Source organism: Ruegeria alba (assembly GCF_022321465.1).
Taxonomy (GTDB): Bacteria; Pseudomonadota; Alphaproteobacteria; order Rhodobacterales; family Rhodobacteraceae; genus Ruegeria_B; species Ruegeria_B alba.
Map to the genome: position 1 here is coordinate 237,950 of NZ_JAKOEM010000002.1, position 17,476 is coordinate 255,425.

15 protein-coding genes are annotated in these 17,476 nt (G+C 64.3%); 8 read left to right on the forward strand and 7 right to left on the reverse strand.

Annotation, left to right across the window (positions count from 1 at the left end):
- Positions 1-39 precede the first annotated feature (39 nt).
- The 6 genes from MB818_RS04880 to lpdA all read left to right on the forward strand — a co-directional run bounded on the left by MB818_RS04880 (position 40) and on the right by lpdA (position 7,760).
- Positions 40-591 carry a DUF805 domain-containing protein gene (locus MB818_RS04880; protein WP_234137240.1) on the forward strand — a complete coding sequence of 184 codons (552 nt, stop codon included), beginning with the start codon at positions 40-42 and terminating at the stop codon, positions 589-591.
- A complete protein-coding gene (locus MB818_RS04885; RefSeq protein WP_238904169.1) occupies positions 588-1,349 on the forward strand; it encodes an alpha/beta hydrolase family protein in 762 nt (253 codons plus the stop codon). Before MB818_RS04880 ends, MB818_RS04885 begins: the two co-directional genes overlap by 4 nt.
- Positions 1,350-1,366: 17 nt before the next feature.
- A complete protein-coding gene (locus tag MB818_RS04890; protein WP_238904171.1) occupies positions 1,367-4,324 on the forward strand; it encodes a 2-oxoglutarate dehydrogenase E1 component in 2,958 nt (985 codons plus the stop codon).
- 3 nt (positions 4,325-4,327) lie between these two features.
- Positions 4,328-5,848: a 2-oxoglutarate dehydrogenase complex dihydrolipoyllysine-residue succinyltransferase gene (gene odhB, locus MB818_RS04895; protein WP_238904173.1), complete on the forward strand. Its 1,521-nt coding sequence runs from the start codon at positions 4,328-4,330 to the stop codon at positions 5,846-5,848.
- Positions 5,849-6,030: 182 nt separating this feature from the next.
- Complete coding sequence (locus tag MB818_RS04900) at positions 6,031-6,300, forward strand: hypothetical protein (RefSeq protein WP_234137236.1); 270 nt, start codon at positions 6,031-6,033, stop codon at positions 6,298-6,300.
- 71 nt (positions 6,301-6,371) lie between these two features.
- The gene (gene lpdA / locus MB818_RS04905) at positions 6,372-7,760 is read left to right on the forward strand and encodes a dihydrolipoyl dehydrogenase (protein ID WP_234162792.1); all 1,389 of its coding nucleotides are present in this window, start codon (positions 6,372-6,374) and stop codon (positions 7,758-7,760) included.
- A gap of 124 nt (positions 7,761-7,884) precedes the next feature.
- Here the strand turns inward: lpdA and MB818_RS04910 are convergent, their stop codons facing one another.
- Genes MB818_RS04910 through MB818_RS04920 form a run of 3 tightly spaced genes read right to left on the reverse strand, consistent with a single transcriptional unit; the run spans position 7,885 to position 10,186 of the window.
- Positions 7,885-8,616 (reverse strand): lysophospholipid acyltransferase family protein, encoded by a 732-nt coding sequence (locus tag MB818_RS04910; RefSeq protein WP_234162793.1) that lies wholly within the window; start codon positions 8,614-8,616, stop codon positions 7,885-7,887.
- Positions 8,613-9,512 (reverse strand): cell division protein FtsX, encoded by a 900-nt coding sequence (locus tag MB818_RS04915; protein ID WP_234137233.1) that lies wholly within the window; start codon positions 9,510-9,512, stop codon positions 8,613-8,615. The genes MB818_RS04910 and MB818_RS04915 overlap by 4 nt, the downstream gene beginning before the upstream one ends.
- A complete protein-coding gene (locus MB818_RS04920; RefSeq protein ID WP_234137541.1) occupies positions 9,509-10,186 on the reverse strand; it encodes a cell division ATP-binding protein FtsE in 678 nt (225 codons plus the stop codon). Before MB818_RS04920 ends, MB818_RS04915 begins: the two co-directional genes overlap by 4 nt.
- A gap of 194 nt (positions 10,187-10,380) precedes the next feature.
- Here MB818_RS04920 and MB818_RS04925 point away from each other — a divergent pair, with 194 nt between their 5' ends.
- A complete protein-coding gene (locus MB818_RS04925) occupies positions 10,381-11,199 on the forward strand; it encodes a zinc-ribbon domain-containing protein (RefSeq protein ID WP_234137232.1) in 819 nt (272 codons plus the stop codon).
- Between the two features lie 18 nt (positions 11,200-11,217).
- Here the strand turns inward: MB818_RS04925 and MB818_RS04930 are convergent, their stop codons facing one another.
- The 4 genes from MB818_RS04930 to argH all read right to left on the reverse strand — a co-directional run bounded on the left by MB818_RS04930 (position 11,218) and on the right by argH (position 16,858).
- On the reverse strand, positions 11,218-13,776 hold the full coding sequence (locus MB818_RS04930; RefSeq protein ID WP_238904175.1) for a TIGR02302 family protein: 2,559 nt from the start codon (positions 13,774-13,776) through the stop codon (positions 11,218-11,220).
- A gap of 39 nt (positions 13,777-13,815) precedes the next feature.
- Positions 13,816-15,081, reverse strand: coding sequence for a diaminopimelate decarboxylase (gene lysA, locus MB818_RS04935; RefSeq protein WP_234137230.1), 1,266 nt, complete (start codon positions 15,079-15,081; stop codon positions 13,816-13,818).
- A gap of 206 nt (positions 15,082-15,287) precedes the next feature.
- Positions 15,288-15,470, reverse strand: a complete 183-nt coding sequence (locus tag MB818_RS04940; protein ID WP_234137229.1) for a hypothetical protein — start codon at positions 15,468-15,470, stop codon at positions 15,288-15,290.
- Positions 15,467-16,858, reverse strand: coding sequence for an argininosuccinate lyase (gene argH, locus MB818_RS04945; RefSeq protein ID WP_234216102.1), 1,392 nt, complete (start codon positions 16,856-16,858; stop codon positions 15,467-15,469). The genes MB818_RS04940 and argH overlap by 4 nt, the downstream gene beginning before the upstream one ends.
- Positions 16,859-16,882: 24 nt before the next feature.
- Between argH and MB818_RS04950 the strand changes: the two genes are divergently transcribed.
- Positions 16,883-17,446: a TlpA disulfide reductase family protein gene (locus MB818_RS04950; RefSeq protein ID WP_234137227.1), complete on the forward strand. Its 564-nt coding sequence runs from the start codon at positions 16,883-16,885 to the stop codon at positions 17,444-17,446.
- Positions 17,447-17,476: the final 30 nt, after the last annotated feature.

Below are 17,476 nucleotides of genomic sequence, written 5' to 3' on the forward strand. Positions count from 1 at the left end.
CCGCGTCAATGCGGGGCGGCGCGCAAATCGGGAGGACACATGACGTTCGGCAAGGCCATAGGAACGTGTTTCTCGAAATACTTCACCTTCTCCGGGCGGGCCTCTCGCCCGGAGTACTGGTATTTTTTCCTGTTCATGGTGCTGGGCAACGTGGTGGCAACCCTGCTCGACGCGGCGCTGTTCGATTCCGTGACCACCACGGTCGAAACCTCGGACACCGGCGCCAGCGCCAGTATCGAGAATACCGGCCCCCTCGCCGCGCTGTTCTCACTCGCCGTGTTCCTGCCGCATCTGGCGGTGGCCTTTCGCCGGATGCACGACACCGGCCGCAACGGGCTTTTTGCGCTGTTTCCCATCTTGCTGATGATCGGCGCCGGATTGATCCTGGTCTTCGGCATCGGCATCGCCTCCAGCTTTGCCGCTGGCGGCTCGCTCGACCTTCTCTTCACCCGCGCCACGCTGCTGTTGCTGATCCCGACTGTTGCCGTCCTGATCGTCTCGCCGCTTCTGGTTCTGTGGTGGCTGACCCGGCCCAGCCAGCCGGGCACCAATCAATACGGTCCCCATCCCAACCAGGCGGTGTCGCCATGAGTGCCCACGTCTCGCATCCGGCCCGCTTTCACCAGCGCCTCGCGGCTGGCCTTGCCGCGCTGTTCCTGTGTCTTGGCACGCCGTTGCTGGCCGAGATGTTCGGTCCGGTTTCAGGCCAGGTTCATGGTGTGGGACCAAAGGTGCTGGTTATCGTCCTGCATGGAGATTCCGGGCCGGACTACATCACGTCCTTTGCCACGGAACTGGCCGCGCGAAACCCGCAGGCAACCGTCATCCAGATGGCGCGGCCCGGCTATTCCGTCGCCGGGCGCCGCAGCAAGGGATCGAATAACGGCAGTCGTGACCATTACACCAAGCAGAACAACAATCTGCTGGCACAGGGTATCTCGGCGGCTGGCCAGGCATATCCGCATCAAAAGCTGGTGGTGGTGGCCCATTCCGGCGGAGCGGCACAGACCGCCACCCTGCTGGGAACGGTACCCGGCCTGATCGACACGGCAATCATGGTGTCCGGCCCGTTCGACATTCCGCGCTGGCGGGCTGCGCGCGGCACGCCCTGGCCCAAAAGCCAGTCGCCGATCCGCTATCTTGACCAGATACCACGGCAAACCCGGATCATCGCGGTGACCGGCCAGAACGATTCCAATACGCAGCCCGGCCTTGCCCGGGACTATGTGGCCAAGGCCCAGGCACGGGGCCTGAACGCCACATTCACCACAATACCGAATGCAGGCCACAGTTTCAGATCGCTCAAAGAACCCGTTCTGGCCATCGCAACGCGCGAAATCCAGAGCTAGGAAAGTCAGGTGACCCAATGACCGAACAATCGCCCAACTCCCAGTTTCATGCCTCGAGCTTCATGCAGGGGCACAATGCGGAATACCTCGAACAGCTCTATGCCCGATACGCCAGCGATCCCGCGTCGGTCGATGCCGCCTGGGCCGAATTTTTCCGCGCCATGGGCGATGCGGATACCGATGTAAAGAAAGAGGCCGACGGCCCCAGCTGGGCGCGCGCCGACTGGCCGCCGATGCCCGCCGACGACCTGACCGGCGCGCTGACCGGACAATGGGCCGAGATCGACGCCAAGGCCGCTGGTGGCAAGATCAAGGAACAGGCCGCCAAGGCCGGCGTTCCGGTCAGTGATGACCAGATCAAGCGTGCGGTGCTGGATTCGATCCGCGCCCTGATGATCATCCGCGCCTATCGTATCCGGGGCCATCTGGTGGCCGATCTGGACCCGCTTGGCATGCGCGCGGGCACCCCGCATCCCGAGCTGGATCCCAAGACCTATGGTTTTGCCGATTCCGACATGGACCGGCCGATCTTCATCGACAACGTGCTGGGGCTGACCCATGCCTCGATGCGGCAGATCATCGACATCGTCAAACGCACCTATTGCGGCACCTTTGCGCTGCAATACATGCACATCTCGAACCCTGAAGAGGCCGCTTGGCTGAAAGAACGGATCGAAGGCTATGGCAAGGAGATCTCGTTCACCCGCGAAGGGCGCAAGGCCATCCTGAACAAGATGGTCGAGGCCGAGGGTTTCGAAAAGTTCCTGCATGTCAAATACATGGGAACCAAGCGCTTTGGCCTTGATGGCGGCGAGGCGCTGATCCCCGCGATGGAACAGATCATCAAGCGTGGTGGCGCGCTGGGGGTCCGCGAGATCGTCATCGGCATGCCGCACCGCGGCCGCCTGAACATCCTCGCCAACGTGATGGGCAAGCCCTATCGCGCCATCTTCAACGAATTCCAGGGCGGCAGCTTCAAGCCCGAGGATGTCGATGGCTCGGGCGACGTGAAATACCACCTCGGCGCCTCCTCGGACCGCGAGTTCGACGGCAACCGGGTGCATCTCAGCCTCACCGCCAACCCCTCGCACCTCGAGGCCGTGAACCCCGTGGTTCTGGGCAAGGCTCGCGCCAAGCAGGACCAGTTCGGCGACAAGGACCGCACTTCGGTCATGCCGGTGCTGCTGCATGGCGACGCTGCCTTTGCCGGTCAGGGCGTGGTGGCCGAATGCTTCCAGCTTTCGGGCATCCGCGGCCATCGCACCGGCGGCACCATGCATATCGTGGTCAACAACCAGATCGGCTTTACCACCGCGCCGCATTTCAGCCGCTCCAGCCCCTATCCGACCGATATCGCCCTGATGGTCGAGGCGCCGATCTTCCATGTCAACGGCGACGACCCAGAGGCGGTGGTTCACGCCGCCAAGGTGGCCACCGAGTTCCGGCAAAAGTTCCGCAAGGATGTGGTGATCGACATCTTCTGCTATCGCCGGTTTGGCCATAACGAGGGCGACGAGCCCATGTTCACCAACCCGATCATGTACAAGCGGATCAAGACCCACAAGACCACGCTCAGCCTCTATACCGAGCGTCTGGTCAAGGACGGGTTGATCCCCGAAGGCGAGATCGAGGACATGAAGGCCGCCTTCCAGGCGCATCTGAACGAAGAGTTCGAGGCCGGCAAGGATTACAAGCCCAACAAGGCCGACTGGCTGGATGGCCGCTGGTCGCATCTGGACAAGAACAAAGAGGAATATGTGCGCGGAGAGACCGCGATCACGCCCGAAACGCTGGCCGAGGTCGGCAACGCCCTGACCCGCGCGCCCGAGGGGTTCGCGCTGCACCGCACGGTCGAACGCCTGCTTGAAACCAAGAAGGCGATGTTCGATACCGGTACGGGCATCGACTGGGCCACCGGCGAGGCGCTGGCCTATGGCTCGCTATTGACCGAGGGCTATCCGGTCCGGTTGGCCGGTCAGGACGCCACCCGCGGCACCTTCAGCCAGCGCCATTCCGGCCTGGTCAGCCAGGACAGCGAAGAGCGATACTATCCGCTCAACAACATCCGCAACGGTCAAGCGCAGTACGAAGTTATCGACTCGATGCTTAGCGAATACGCGGTGCTGGGCTTTGAATACGGCTATTCTCTGGCCGAACCAAACGCGCTGACCCTTTGGGAGGCGCAATTTGGCGACTTCGCAAACGGTGCCCAGATCATGTTCGACCAGTTCATCAGCTCGGGCGAAAGCAAATGGCTGCGGATGTCGGGCCTTGTCTGCCTGCTGCCGCACGGGTTCGAGGGCCAGGGTCCCGAACACAGCTCTGCCCGTCTGGAACGGTTCCTGCAAATGTGCGGTCAGGACAACTGGATCGTGGCCAACTGCACCACGCCGGCCAACTATTTCCACATCCTGCGCCGTCAACTGCACCGCACCTTCCGCAAGCCGCTGATCCTGGTCACTCCGAAATCGCTGCTGCGCCACAAACTGGCAGTGTCGAAGGCCGAGGAATTCACCACCGGCTCGTCCTTCCACCGGGTTCTGTGGGATGATGCGCAATATGGCAACTCGGAGACCAAGCTGGTCGCCGACGACAAGATCAAGCGGGTCGTGCTGTGCTCGGGCAAGGTCTATTTCGACCTGCTCGAGGAACGCGACGCGCGCGGCATCGACGATGTCTATCTGCTCAGGATCGAGCAGTATTACCCCTTCCCCGCCCATTCGCTCATCAACGAGTTGGAGCGGTTCAAGGGGGCCGAGATGGTCTGGTGCCAGGAAGAACCCAAGAACCAGGGCGCGTGGAGCTTCATCGAGCCCAATATCGAATGGGTGCTGACCCGCATCGGCGCCAAACACACCCGCCCGACCTATGTGGGCCGCGCCACCTCGGCCTCTCCCGCGACCGGTCTGGCCAGTCAACACAAAGCCCAACAAGAGGCGCTCGTGAACGAAGCGCTGAGCATCGAAGGAAAATAAGCGATGACGATCGAAGTTCGTGTCCCCACGCTTGGCGAATCCGTGACCGAGGCCACAGTGGCCACCTGGTTCAAGAAACCCGGCGACGCCGTCGCAGTGGACGAGATGCTCTGTGAGCTGGAAACCGACAAGGTAACCGTCGAGGTCCCCGCCCCCGCCGCAGGCGTGATGGGTGAAATTGTGGCCAAGGAAGGCGAAACCGTTGGCGTGAACGCGCTGCTGGCAACCATTGCCGCCGGCGAAGGTGCGGCCCCTGCCGCAGGCGAAAAACCCGCGAAAGCGGCGGCAGAGCCTGCCGCCGAGGCGGGCGGTTCGGTTGACGTGATGGTGCCCACCTTGGGTGAATCGGTGACCGAAGCCACTGTCTCGACCTGGTTCAAGAAGGTGGGCGACACCGTCGCGCAAGACGAGATGCTGTGCGAGCTGGAAACCGACAAGGTCTCGGTCGAGGTGCCCGCGCCTGCATCCGGCGTGCTGGCCGAAATCATCGCGGCCGAAGGCGCGACGGTGAACGCATCGGCCAAACTCGCGGTGATCTCGGGCAGCGCCTCGGGCGTCTCTCCCGCACCCGCCGCCCCGTCCACCACTGTCGCTGCCGCAGCTTCCACCGGCAAGGACATTGCCAACGCGCCCTCGGCCGAAAAGGCGATGGCCGAGGCCGGGATCAACCCGGCACAGGTCACCGGAACCGGACGCGATGGCCGCATCATGAAAGAGGATGTCGCCGCAGCCGTTGCCGCCGCAGCCGCCGCACCGGCCGCCGCACCTGCCGCGGCTTCGGCCCCCGCCGCGGCCCCCCGCGCGCCTGCCCTGGCAGAGGATGCCGCGCGCGAGGAGCGCGTTCGCATGACGCGCCTGCGCCAGACCATCGCCAAGCGCCTGAAGGACGCCCAGAACACCGCCGCGATCCTGACCACCTATAACGAGGTGGACATGACCGAGGTTATGGCGATCCGCAACCAATACAAGGACGCGTTCGAGAAGAAGCACGGCGTGCGCATGGGCTTCATGTCGTTCTTCACCAAGGCCTGCTGCCACGCGCTGAAAGAGGTGCCCGAGGTCAACGCCGAGATCGACGGCCAGGACATCGTCTACAAGAACTACGTGCATATGGGCGTCGCCGCCGGTACGCCGCAGGGCCTGGTGGTGCCGGTCATCCGCGACGCCGACCAGATGTCCTTTGCCGAAATCGAAAAGGCCATCGCCGAAAAGGGCAAGCGCGCCCGCGACGGCAAACTGTCCATGGCCGAGATGCAGGGCGGCACCTTCACCATCTCGAACGGTGGCGTCTACGGCTCGCTGATGTCCTCGCCGATCCTGAACCCCCCGCAGTCGGGCATCCTCGGCATGCACAAGATCCAGGACCGCCCCATGGTCATCAACGGCGAGATCAAGATCCGCCCGATGATGTACCTGGCGCTCAGCTACGATCACCGCATCGTCGACGGCAAGGGCGCCGTGACCTTCCTGGTGCGCGTGAAAGAGGCGCTCGAAGATCCCCGCCGCCTGCTGATGGATCTGTGATCCAAGACAACCGGTCTCGCACCATGTCCGGTGCGAGGCCGAAACCATCTCAGGCCGGACAGACAAGAAAGCCGAGTAAGACGGATCAGATGATTGACGGAATGCTATCCAGATTCGCCGCGCTCCGGGTCACGCATCGGCGACCCGCTGCCTTACATGCCGGATTAAAAGGACACTGACCCATGGCAACCCACGCCCTCTGGCAGGCCGATGTGGCCGATTTCGACGCCTGGCTCAAGGTGTTCCGCGAGGATCGCGCGATGCGCAAGGCCGCGGGCATCCGCGATTTGCATATCTGGCGCGACCCTGATCGCGCCGATCATGCGGTGGCTTTGTTCGAGATCACCGACCTCGCCTCGGCCAAGGCCTTCTTCGACAGCGAAGAACTGGCCATGCACCACGAACGCGGCGGCATTGCCCATATCACGGTGAAGCTGCTGACGCCGGTCTGATCCGGCACCGGCACGACATTTCAGGCACCGGGCCGCACTACCCCACCCGGCGCACACGAAGGAGAGTTAAAATGGCTAACTATGACGTCATCGTAATCGGCGCCGGTCCCGGCGGCTATGTCTGCGCCATCCGCTGCGCCCAGCTGGGACTGAAGACCGCCGTGGTCGAAGGCCGCGAAACCCTGGGCGGCACCTGCCTGAACGTGGGCTGCATCCCCTCCAAGGCGCTGCTGCATGCCTCGCACAGCCTGCACGAGGCGCAGCACAACTTTGCCAAGATGGGGCTCAAGGGCAAGGCGCCCTCGGTCGACTGGAAACAGATGCTCGCCTACAAGGACGAGGTGATCGAGGGCAACACCAAGGGCATCGAATTCCTGTTCAAGAAGAACAAGATCGACTGGATCAAGGGCTGGGCCACCATCCCTGCCGCGGGCAAGGTGCAGGTGGGCGACGACACCCACGAGGCCAAGAACATCATCATCGCCTCGGGGTCCGAGCCCGCCTCGCTGCCCGGTGTCGAGGTGGACGAGAAAACCGTCGTGACCTCCACCGGCGCGCTGGAACTGGGCAAGATCCCGAAATCCATGGTGGTGATCGGCGCCGGTGTCATCGGGCTGGAACTGGGCTCGGTCTATGCGCGCCTGGGTGCCGAGGTGACCGTGGTCGAATTCCTCGACGTGATCACCCCCGGCATGGATGGCGAGGTGCAAAAGACCTTCCAGCGCATCCTGAAAAAGCAGGGCCTGAACTTCGTCATGGGCGCCGCAGTGCAAAAGACCGAAGTGGCCAGGGGCAAGGCCAAGGTCACCTACAAGCTGATGAAAAAGGACACCGAGCACGAGATCGAGGCCGATACCGTGCTAGTCGCCACTGGGCGCAAACCCTATACCGCCGGTCTGGGCCTCGACAAGCTGGGGATCGAGATGACCCAGCGCGGCCAGATCAAGGTCGGCAAGGACTGGCAGACCAACGTGCCCGGCATCTACGCCATCGGTGACGTGATCGAAGGCCCGATGCTCGCTCACAAGGCCGAGGACGAAGGCATGGCCGCCGCCGAGCAGGTCGCTGGCAAGCATGGCCATGTCAACTACGGCGTCATCCCCGGCGTGATCTACACCACGCCCGAGGTCGCCAATGTGGGCGAAACCGAACAAAGCCTCAAGGAGGCGGGCCGCGCCTACAAGGTCGGCAAGTTCATGTTCATGGGCAATGGCCGCGCCAAGGCCAACTTCGCGGGCGACGGTTTCGTCAAGATCCTCGCCGACAAGGAGACCGACCGCATCCTTGGCGCCCACATCATCGGCCCGGCGGCGGGCGAGCTGATCCACGAGGTCTGCGTCGCGATGGAATTCGGCGCCTCGGCCGAGGATCTGGCGCTGACATGCCACGCGCACCCGACCTATTCCGAGGCGGTGCGCGAGGCTGCGCTGGCCTGCGGCGACGGCCCAATCCACTCGTAACCCTAAAACGCTTCGGGGCGGCAGCACCGCCGCCCCGTCATACGCGCCCTCAAGGCTTCATTTCGCTCGAAATACTCCGGGGGAGTCGCCGTCAGGCGACGGGGGCAGCGCCCCCTGTCATGCCTCAACTCTGAGCGTTCTCATATCCTGCTTCACGCATCAACCGGTCCGAGGCGCCCTCGATCTCGGTCTCCAGCCGTCGCATGAAGGCGTCGCGCGGCACCCCCGGCGGAATCGGCTCGAGGAACTCCACGATCGCGCGCCCCGGCTTGCGCAGAAGCCCGTCACGCGGCCAGAACAACCCCACATTGGTCGCCACCGGGATGCAGCTGTATTGCAACCCCTCGTAAAGGACGGCACTGCCTACCTTGTAGGGTTTGGATACGCCCGGCGCGACCCGGGTCCCCTGCGGATAGATTACCAGCTGACCGGGTTCGGCGAATTCCTTGGCCACGTCCTTGACCATCTTGGCCACCGCTGCACCGCGCTTGCCCCTGTTCACCGGAATACAGCCCAGCCGCTTGGCATAGACCCCGATCACGGGCGTCCACAAAAGCTCGCGTTTCATGATGAACTTGCCATGCGGCACGGCGTGAAAGATCAGCAGGATGTCAAAGAAAGACTGATGCTTGGCGGCGATCAGCACCTCACCCGTCGGAACCGGCCCGCGTATCTCGCCCTGAATGCCGACCATCCAGCGCGCCATCCAGATCGTGCTGCGGGCATATAGCTTGCAGGCCCTGAGCGCGCCCTTCTTCGAGACCAGCGCATAAGGGGTGAAGAGCAGCCCCAGGATGGCCATCCAGATGTAAATGACGATGGTAAAGACGATGGAACGCACCCACTGGATCATCATGCAAGCTCCTTCAACCTGCGTCGGGCCGCGTTCCAGGTTGCGGCAAACGCAACCACAGCGCCCAGAACCGGGATCAACAAAGGCAGCAGCCAACCGGCACCACGAAAACCGAGCCCGGTCAGAAAGCCACCCTCGTCCGAGGCTTCGGGCAGCAACAACACTCCGCCCATGCCCAGCACCACCCCCACGGCGGACCCGATCAACGCCCGCAGGGTGAACCGGCGCACGAAGGCGCCCGCGATATAGCGGTCGCGCGCGCCAACAAGCCGCAAAACCTCGATAACCTGCGCATTGGCCGCCAGCGCGGCATTGGCCGCCAGCGTGATCATCGCCGCCGTGGCGCCACCGATCAGCAGGATCGACACCAGCGCCAGACGGCGCAGCGAATTGGCGGCATCCACCAGCGGCTCGCGCCAGCGCCGGTGATCATCCAATACAGCGCCCGGAACCTCGGCCACCAGTCGCAGTCGCAACCCCTGTGCGTCATAGGCGGGTTCGCCGCCAACGATCTCGATCAGTTGCGGCACCGGCAGGGTGTCCAACGGTACATCAGGCCCAAGCCAGGGCGCCAGCAGCGCCGCCTGTTCCTCGCGGCTCAGCGCGCGGGCCTCGGCCACACCAGGTGTCTGTTTCAGGATCGAGAGCGCCGCCTGCGTCTGTGCGGCGACCTGATCGGCGGGCGCGTTGATCCGCAGCGTTGCCGCCTGGGCCAGTTCCGAGGCCCAGCGATCCGCCAGCCGCCCCGAAGCCAGCGACAACGCCAGCGCAAACACCGCCAGAAAGGCCATGGCGCCGGAGACGAACAATGTCAGCTGCGCGGTAAAGCCCGAGGGCGGCACCACCCGGTCGGCCTGTTTGTCGGCCATCAGCAATGCACGGATCGTTCCCTTGCTCACAGATCCGCCCCCGCCAGTTGCAGCCGCTTATTCGAGATTCGCAGCACACGCGCCTGAACCTGGCTTTTAGCGGCGCGGATCAGGCTTAGGTCATGGGTGGCGATCAGCACTGTCTTGCCCATCCGGTTCAGCTCGACCAGCAGCTGCAACAGCCGTTGCGACATCTCCCAGTCGACGTTTCCGGTGGGTTCATCCGCTACCACCACATCGGGTGACATGATCACCGCACGGGCAAGTGCCGCGCGCTGGCGCTCACCCCCCGACAGTTCCGGTGGCAGGGCCTCGGCCCGTTTTGACAGCCCGACCCAAGCCATCAACTCACGCAAATTCTCCTGCTCGCCCTCCAGATCATGGCCTGAAACAGTGAGCGGCAATGCGATGTTCTCGGCCAGCGGCAGATGGTCGAGGAATCGGCAATCTTGATGCACCACACCGATGCGGCGGCGGAACAGCGCCATCTGATCCCGATCCAGCCGCCGCATATCCTCGCCAAAGGCGCGCACTTGGCCCGAGGTCGCCAGCAGCGCCCCGTAGCAGAGTTTCAGCAGCGTGGTCTTGCCAGAACCCGAGGGGCCGGTCAGGAAATGGAAAGACCCCGGCGACAGCTCAACCGAGATATCGTCCAGCAATTCACCGCCCCCATAGCTATAGCCCACATTCTCAAGCTCGATCACATCGGCCCCCTGACGTTTCCGGCTCTTCTTGCCCGATGGGGCACGCGGTTTCAATGCCCGCCTGCCTGGCTGCTGAGTCCGTTGGGCGACACTCGCGGGTCCTTGCCGCAAAACGCTCTTCCCGCGATTGGCGCAAGCGCCTATGATCAGCGGAAAAACGAAGATCAGGCAGAACGAAGAAACCGGGAGACAGCATGCGTCTGACATGTCCGAATTGCGACGCCCAATACGAGGTGCCAGACGAGGTTATCCCGCCCGAAGGCCGCGATGTACAATGCTCAAACTGCGGCCATACCTGGTTTCAGCCCCCCGCTGGTGAGGCACTCGACACGGATCAAGGCGATGCCGGGGACGGTTTCGCGTCCAATCCGACACCAGTCCCCGAAGAAGACACCAACGAAAGCCCGGACCAGCGCGACGATCAGGACGACTGGGACGAGGATGAGGATGATTTCGACAACGACCCCGAGCCGGCGGAGCCCGCGCTGGGCCGCGGCGTCGGCCCCGATGTCTCGGACATCTTGCGCGAAGAGGCCGCGCGCGAGGCTGAATTGCGCGCGCGCGAAACCGAAGCGCTGGAAAGCCAGCCCGATCTGGGTCTTGATGCCTATCCCGGCGACGAACCCGGCCGCCGCGCGCGCGAAGCCCAGGACCGTATGGCCAGGATGCGCGGCCAGGAACCAGTGGCACAAGAGGCCGATAGTACCTCGCGCCGGGGCCTATTGCCGGATATCGAGGAAATCAATTCAAGTCTGCGCAACTCGGACGGGTCAGCGGTTGCGCCTGCGACTGTACATGCCGGTCCTGCCCGAAAGCGCCGTCCCGGCGGTTTCATGCGCGGTTTCCTGATGATGCTGATCTTTGGTGCAGTGCTGTTCCTGCTTTACGCGAACGCCCCGCTGGTGGCGCGGACCCTGCCGCAGGCGGACCCGATGCTCAGCGCCTATGTGGCGCTAGTGGATCAGGCGCGGCTCTGGCTCGAGGCACAAGCCGGCGACCTGATGCCGCGATAAAGCACCCGAGAACCTTCCTCAGAACCGGTCGAGCAGGCGCTTGAGATAGTCGCGTTCGATCTTGGGCCGATCACTTTCTCCAGAGCGGCGTCGGATCTCGTCAAGCAGATCCCGCGCCCGGCGATAAACATCATCGCCCGGTACCAGCGACTCGTCGGTGTCGACACCCCCCTGAGAACCGGGAGTGCGCCCCAACGGGTCCTGGCTGCGGGCGCGCTGATCGCCTTCCTGGCTGCCTTGTCCCGGCTGGCTTTGCTGCGCCAGCGCCTCGCCCAGCGAACGCATGCCCTCGCGCATGGCTTCCATCGCCTCGGCCTGGCGGTCGATTGCCTCGGCCAGATCGTTCTCGCGCAGCGCCTCCTCAGCGCCCTCCATCGCGCGCCCGGCGCGATCCAATGCCTCGCGCGCGGCGTCGCCCTCGGGGGTACCCTGACCGGGCAGGTTCTGTTCCTGCCGTCCCAGTTCGTTGCGCAAAGCCTGCTGCCGGTCGGCCAACGAACCCTCGCCGGTCTCGCCGGGTTCACCCGGTTGCGCACCATCCTGTCCGGTGCCCGACTGGCGGCTGCCCTGGCCCTCGCCCTCGTGGCTTTGCCCCCGGCCCTGGCCCCCATTGCGGCCTTCGTTCTGCTGGCTCTCCCCCGCCTGCGCGCCCGGGTTGAACTGTTCCTGAAGATCACGAAAGGCCTGATCGCTCAGTCCTTGCTGGTTGCGCAGCGTCTCGGCCAACCCCTCCATCGCGCGCTGCCCTTCGGACTGGCCATTGTCGCCCTGTCCCTGGGTGACACGCATGTTCTCCATCATCTGCTGGAACTCTTCCAGCGCCTGCTGCGCCTCGGCCATGCGGCCCTGTTCCATCAGTTCCTGGATGCGGTCCATCATCTTTTGCAGGTCGTCCTGCGTCATTTGCAGGCGCTCGCCCTCTTGCGCCTGCCGCTCGCCATCCTGCTCGTTCTGCTGGTTCTGCGCCAGTTGCCGCAGATAATCCTGCGTCGCCTCGCGCAACTCCTGCATCAGTTCTGCGATTTCTTCGTCCGAGGCGCCGTTCTTCATCGCCTCGCTCAGTCGCTCCTGAGCCCGACGCATCCGCTCCAGCGCGTCCGACAGGGTGCCGTCCTCGAGCATGATCGCCAGATCCCAAAGCGCCTGGGCGATCTCCTCCTGCTGTGCGGGTTGCAGGCCAAATCGCTGCAACGCCTCCATCCTGCGCAGAATGACCCGCAGACGCAGATAGGCGGTTTGCGAGCGGAACACGTCGTCGGGGCGGTGCGAAATCGCGCGCAATATCTGGGACACACGCGGGGCGTTGTCGCGCGACCAGAGAAGGTCGCGGCGCTGTTCGATCACAGCCCCTGCCAACGGGTCAAAGAACCGCCGCGCCGGCAAGATCGTGCCAAAGGGCAACGTCTCGGCCTCCTGCCCCGCCGCATCGCTGGCGATCAAGGTAATCGTCACCGGCAAGTGTGCCCAAGGATGCTGTGAAAAATCCTCGATCAGGTTCTCGGTGAATTCGCGCCGGTCCCCGGTGATCGGCAGAGGCAGATCGGCGACCACCGGGTCGCGCGGTTCGGGGTCGATCCGAAGCCCATGCCGGCGGTCGACGGCCTCGATGTCCAGTGCAATGATCGCCCGTCCAACGGTGATGCCATAGTCGTCCATCGCGGCAAAAGGCAGGACCATCTGTCCACCCGCCCGGGTTTCGGCGCTGCCCGCAATCTCGACTTGCGGGGCATTGTCTGACAGCATCACCACCTGCCAGCCACGGCCACCGCGCCCTTCGATCTCAAGCGGACCGCTCCGGGTGACCTTGATTGTCTGTTCGGGATGTTCGGGACGCTCCACCGGTATGCCCGAGACATCCTCGGCCAGACGCAGCTGCCCTAGCTCGCCATAGAACCGCAGCGTGATACGGCTGCCCTGCGGCAGTTGCAGAACCTCGCCCGTCTGATCGTTCAGATAGAGCGTCGGCAGACCGGTATAGCGTGGAGGTTCGATCCAGCCTTCCCAGCTTGGCCCTGCCGCAGCCTGCGCCGCACCCGGCGCCAGATCGGCCACGCTCCCCACCCGCCAGACCGAGCCAAAGAGAAGCGCCGCGACGAAACAAAGCGCCGCCATGAAGCGCAGACCATAGGGATCGCGCTTGGTCAGTACCAGATCGGGCGCAACCGGTTCGGCGCTTGCGACCCGCGCCGCCATGCGGGCCTGATGCGCCCGCCAGAGCGCGGCCGACGACGGATCTTGCGCGCCGACCGCCTGTTCATCGAGGAGGGTCTGGATCGGTCGGCCCGGCAGCGCGGCGTCGAGCCGCGACAGCGCCTCGCCCCGGGACGGCCTGCGGAATCGCCGCAAGCCCATAACCAGCGTCGCACCCGCCATCAGGGCCAGCAGAGCTGCGAGCCCCCAGGCCCATTCCAGCGGCACATGCGCGTGCAGACCCAGCAGCAGAGGTGATGCCGTCAGCATCAGGACCGAAAGGAACGGCCAGAACGCCCGCCACAGCCGTTCGGCCCAAAGGCCCGCATGGGTCAGGCCCAGCGCAAAGCGAGGCAGCGGCAGGTTCGGCTGGCGGTTCGGGATCACATCGGGCCTCCTGTCGGCCCGCACGATGAGGTCACCGCGTCAGAGCCATGAGGGAATGGTATCGCGGTTTATGATTTCGTCAAAGCTCGGGCGTGGGCGAATAACCGCGAATTGATCCCCATGCACCAAAACCTCGGGGATCAGGGGGCGCGTATTGTACTCGCTTGACATCACCGCGCCATAGGCGCCGGCGCTGCGAAACGCCACCAGATCGCCGGCGGCCAGCGGCGGCATCATCCGCGCCTTGGCAAAGGTATCGCCGGTTTCGCAAACAGGTCCAACGATATCATAGGGCTGTGGCTCGACCCCTGGTTCGGGTTCGATCACCGGCACGATGTCGTGATGGGCGTCATACATGGCCGGGCGGATCAGGTCGTTCATCGCCGCATCAAGGATCAGGAAATCGCGCCCCTCGCCGGATTTGACATAGATGACTTTCGACACCATCAGCCCGGCATTGCCCGCGATCAGCCGTCCCGGCTCGATCTCGATCTCGCAACCCAGATGGCCCAGCGTTCGCTTGATCAACGCGCCGTATTCCATCGGCAGCGGCGGCGCCTCGTTCGAGCGGGTATAGGGAATGCCGAGCCCCCCGCCCAGGTCGAGCCTGCGGATATCGTGGCCCTCGGCGCGCAGCCGCTCGGTCAGTTCCGCCACCTTGCGATAGGCGGTTTCGAACGGCGCCAGATCGGTGAGTTGCGAGCCGATATGAACGTCGATCCCCACTACCTCCAGCCCCGGCAAAGCCGCGGCCTGGGCATAGACCGCGCTGGCGCGCGCGATCGGAATACCGAACTTGTTCTCGGACTTGCCGGTCGCGATCTTGGCATGCGTCTTGGCATCCACATCCGGGTTCACCCGGATGGTGATCGGCGCCACCTTGCCCAGTTCCAGAGCGATGGCGTTGATGACCTCCATCTCGGGTTCGGATTCCACATTGAACTGGCGGATGCCACCTTCGAGCGCGATCCGGATCTCCTCGGCCGTCTTGCCGACGCCGGAAAAGACGATTCGCTCACCTGGCACACCTGCCGCCCGTGCACGCAGATATTCGCCGACCGAGACCACATCCATCCCCGCCCCTGCCTGCGCAAGGGTGCGCAGGATGGCCTGGTTGCTGGCTGCCTTCATCGCATAGCAGATCAGGTGCTCGGTCCCCTCCAAAGCCTCGTCAAACAGCTGGAAATGCCGCAGCAGCGTCGCAGTGGAATAGACATAGAATGGCGAACCCACCGTGGCCGCGATCTCGGCCAGGGGAACATCCTCGGCGCAGAGCGCACCGTCACGATAAAGAAAATGATCCATGTCGCGCGCTTAGCCTGAAATCCGGTGGCGGATCAATTGCCGCCACGCAAAGCGGAGAAGATTTTTGCGAGGCTCCGCCTCGCGCTCCGGAGTTTTTTGAACCAGAAAGAAGCAGCAGCCCCAAGATCATTCACTTTGCCGAAAATACTCCGGGGGAGTCGCGGCTTGCCGCGGCGGGGGCAGCGCCCCCGGACACGACGGGCCGCTCAGAACCCGAGCCAGAGGTTGAACGGACCCTTGCCCAACCCGACACCGCCGCTCACATGGGTACCGCTGCCCGAGACGCCGACATTTGCGGCAACCGTCGGCTGCACCGGTTCGCCATCGGCACCGCAACCGGATACCAGCGCGGCCAGTGCAAGGGCGAGGGTCAGGCGGATCGGTGTCATGCCAGCATCTCTTTCCAGCGGGCGAGCTGCGCGCGCACCTGCGCGGGCGCGGTGCCGCCATAGCTCTGACGCGAGTTTACCGAATTTTCCACCCCAAGGACACCATAGACATCCTCGGTGATCGCGGCATGGGCCGATTGCATCTCGTCCAGGCTCAGATCCGGCAGGTCGCAGCCCTTGCCTTCGGCCAGCGCCACCAGCGCGCCGGTCACGTGGTGCGCATCGCGGAACGGCAGGCCCAGCACGCGCACCAACCAGTCGGCCAGATCGGTCGCGGTCGAGAAACCGGAGCCCGCAGCCGCGGCGAGGCTGTCGCGGTTCGCGGTCATGTCACGTACCATCCCCTCCATCGCCGCCAGCGCCAGCATCCAGTTGTCGGCGGCGTCAAAGACCTGTTCCTTGTCCTCCTGCATGTCCTTGGAATAGGCCAGCGGCAGCCCCTTCATCACCATCATCAGCGCGGTATTGGCGCCAAAGATGCGGCCCACCTTGGCCCGGATCAGCTCGGCCGCGTCGGGGTTCTTCTTCTGCGGCATGATCGACGAGCCCGTCGAGAACCGATCAGACAGGACCACGAACCGGAACTGGGCGCTGGACCAGATCACCAGTTCCTCGGCAAAGCGCGACAGGTGCATGGCGCAGATCGAGGCGACTGACAGAAACTCCAGCGCAAAGTCTCGGTCGCTGACCGCGTCCAGCGAATTGGCCGTGGGCCGGTCGAACCCGAGCGCCGCCGCCGTCATGTGCCGGTCGATCGGGAAAGAGGTGCCCGCCAGCGCCGCCGAGCCCAGGGGCGATTCGTTCATCCGCGCGCGGGCATCGCGCACCCGGCTCAGATCGCGGCCGAACATCTCGACATAGGCCATCATGTGATGACCCCAGGTCACCGGCTGCGCCGTCTGGAGATGGGTGAACCCCGGCATCACCCAATCGGCCCCCGCCTCGGCCTGACCGAGCAGCGCCCGGATCAGCGCCAACAGCCCCTGCTCGGCGGCGTCGAACTGGTCGCGCACCCACAGTTTGAAATCCGTCGCCACCTGGTCGTTGCGCGACCGCGCCGTGTGCAGCCGCCCCGCCGGCTCGCCGATGATCTCCTTCAGCCGCGCCTCGACATTCATGTGAATGTCCTCCAGCGCGGTGGAAAAGGTAAACTCTCCCGCCTCGATCTCTGACAAAACGGTGAGCAGCCCTTCCCGAATGGCCTCTGCATCACTATCCGTAATAACGCCCGTGGCCGCCAACATGGCCGCATGGGCCCGCGAACCCGCGATGTCCTGGGCCGCCAGTCGCTTGTCGAACCCGATCGAGGCATTGATCGCCTCCATGATCGCGTCCGGTCCGGCGGCAAAGCGGCCGCCCCACATCTGGTTCGAGGTCTTGTCGGTCATCTGAGAGAACCCTTCGGAGGGGATATGAAGAAACTGTTGCTCGCCCTCGTCTATACCGCCGCCGCGCTGGGCGCAAATCCATCGCTCGGCCTGGCCGCCGACCGCGCCGAGATCGAGGCGCTGCGCGACGGTGACATGAAGAAACTGATCGTGCTGCCCGAGGCGCGCGCTGTCTCGCAGGTACCGTTTCAACTGGCCGACGGCGCGGGAGAAGCCACATTGGGCGATTACAAGGGCAAGGTGGTTCTGCTGAATTTCTGGGCCACCTGGTGTGCCCCCTGCCGCAAGGAGATGCCACAGCTTTCGGCGCTCCAGTCCGAACTGGGCGGCGACAGGTTCGAGGTGCTGACCATCGCCACCGGCCGCAACTCGCCCGCCGGGATCGAGAAGTTCTTTGGCGAGATCGGCGTCGACAACCTGCCCCGGCATCAGGACCCGCGTCAGGCGCTGGCACGCGAGATGGCGGTGATCGGCCTGCCCATCACGGTGCTGATCGATGCCGACGGGATGGAAGTCGCCCGCCTGATCGGCGATGCCGACTGGAACTCGGACAGCGCCCGCGCGATCATCGCAGCGTTGATGCAATAGCGCGGCGCTGCGACGCCAAAGCGACCAGGC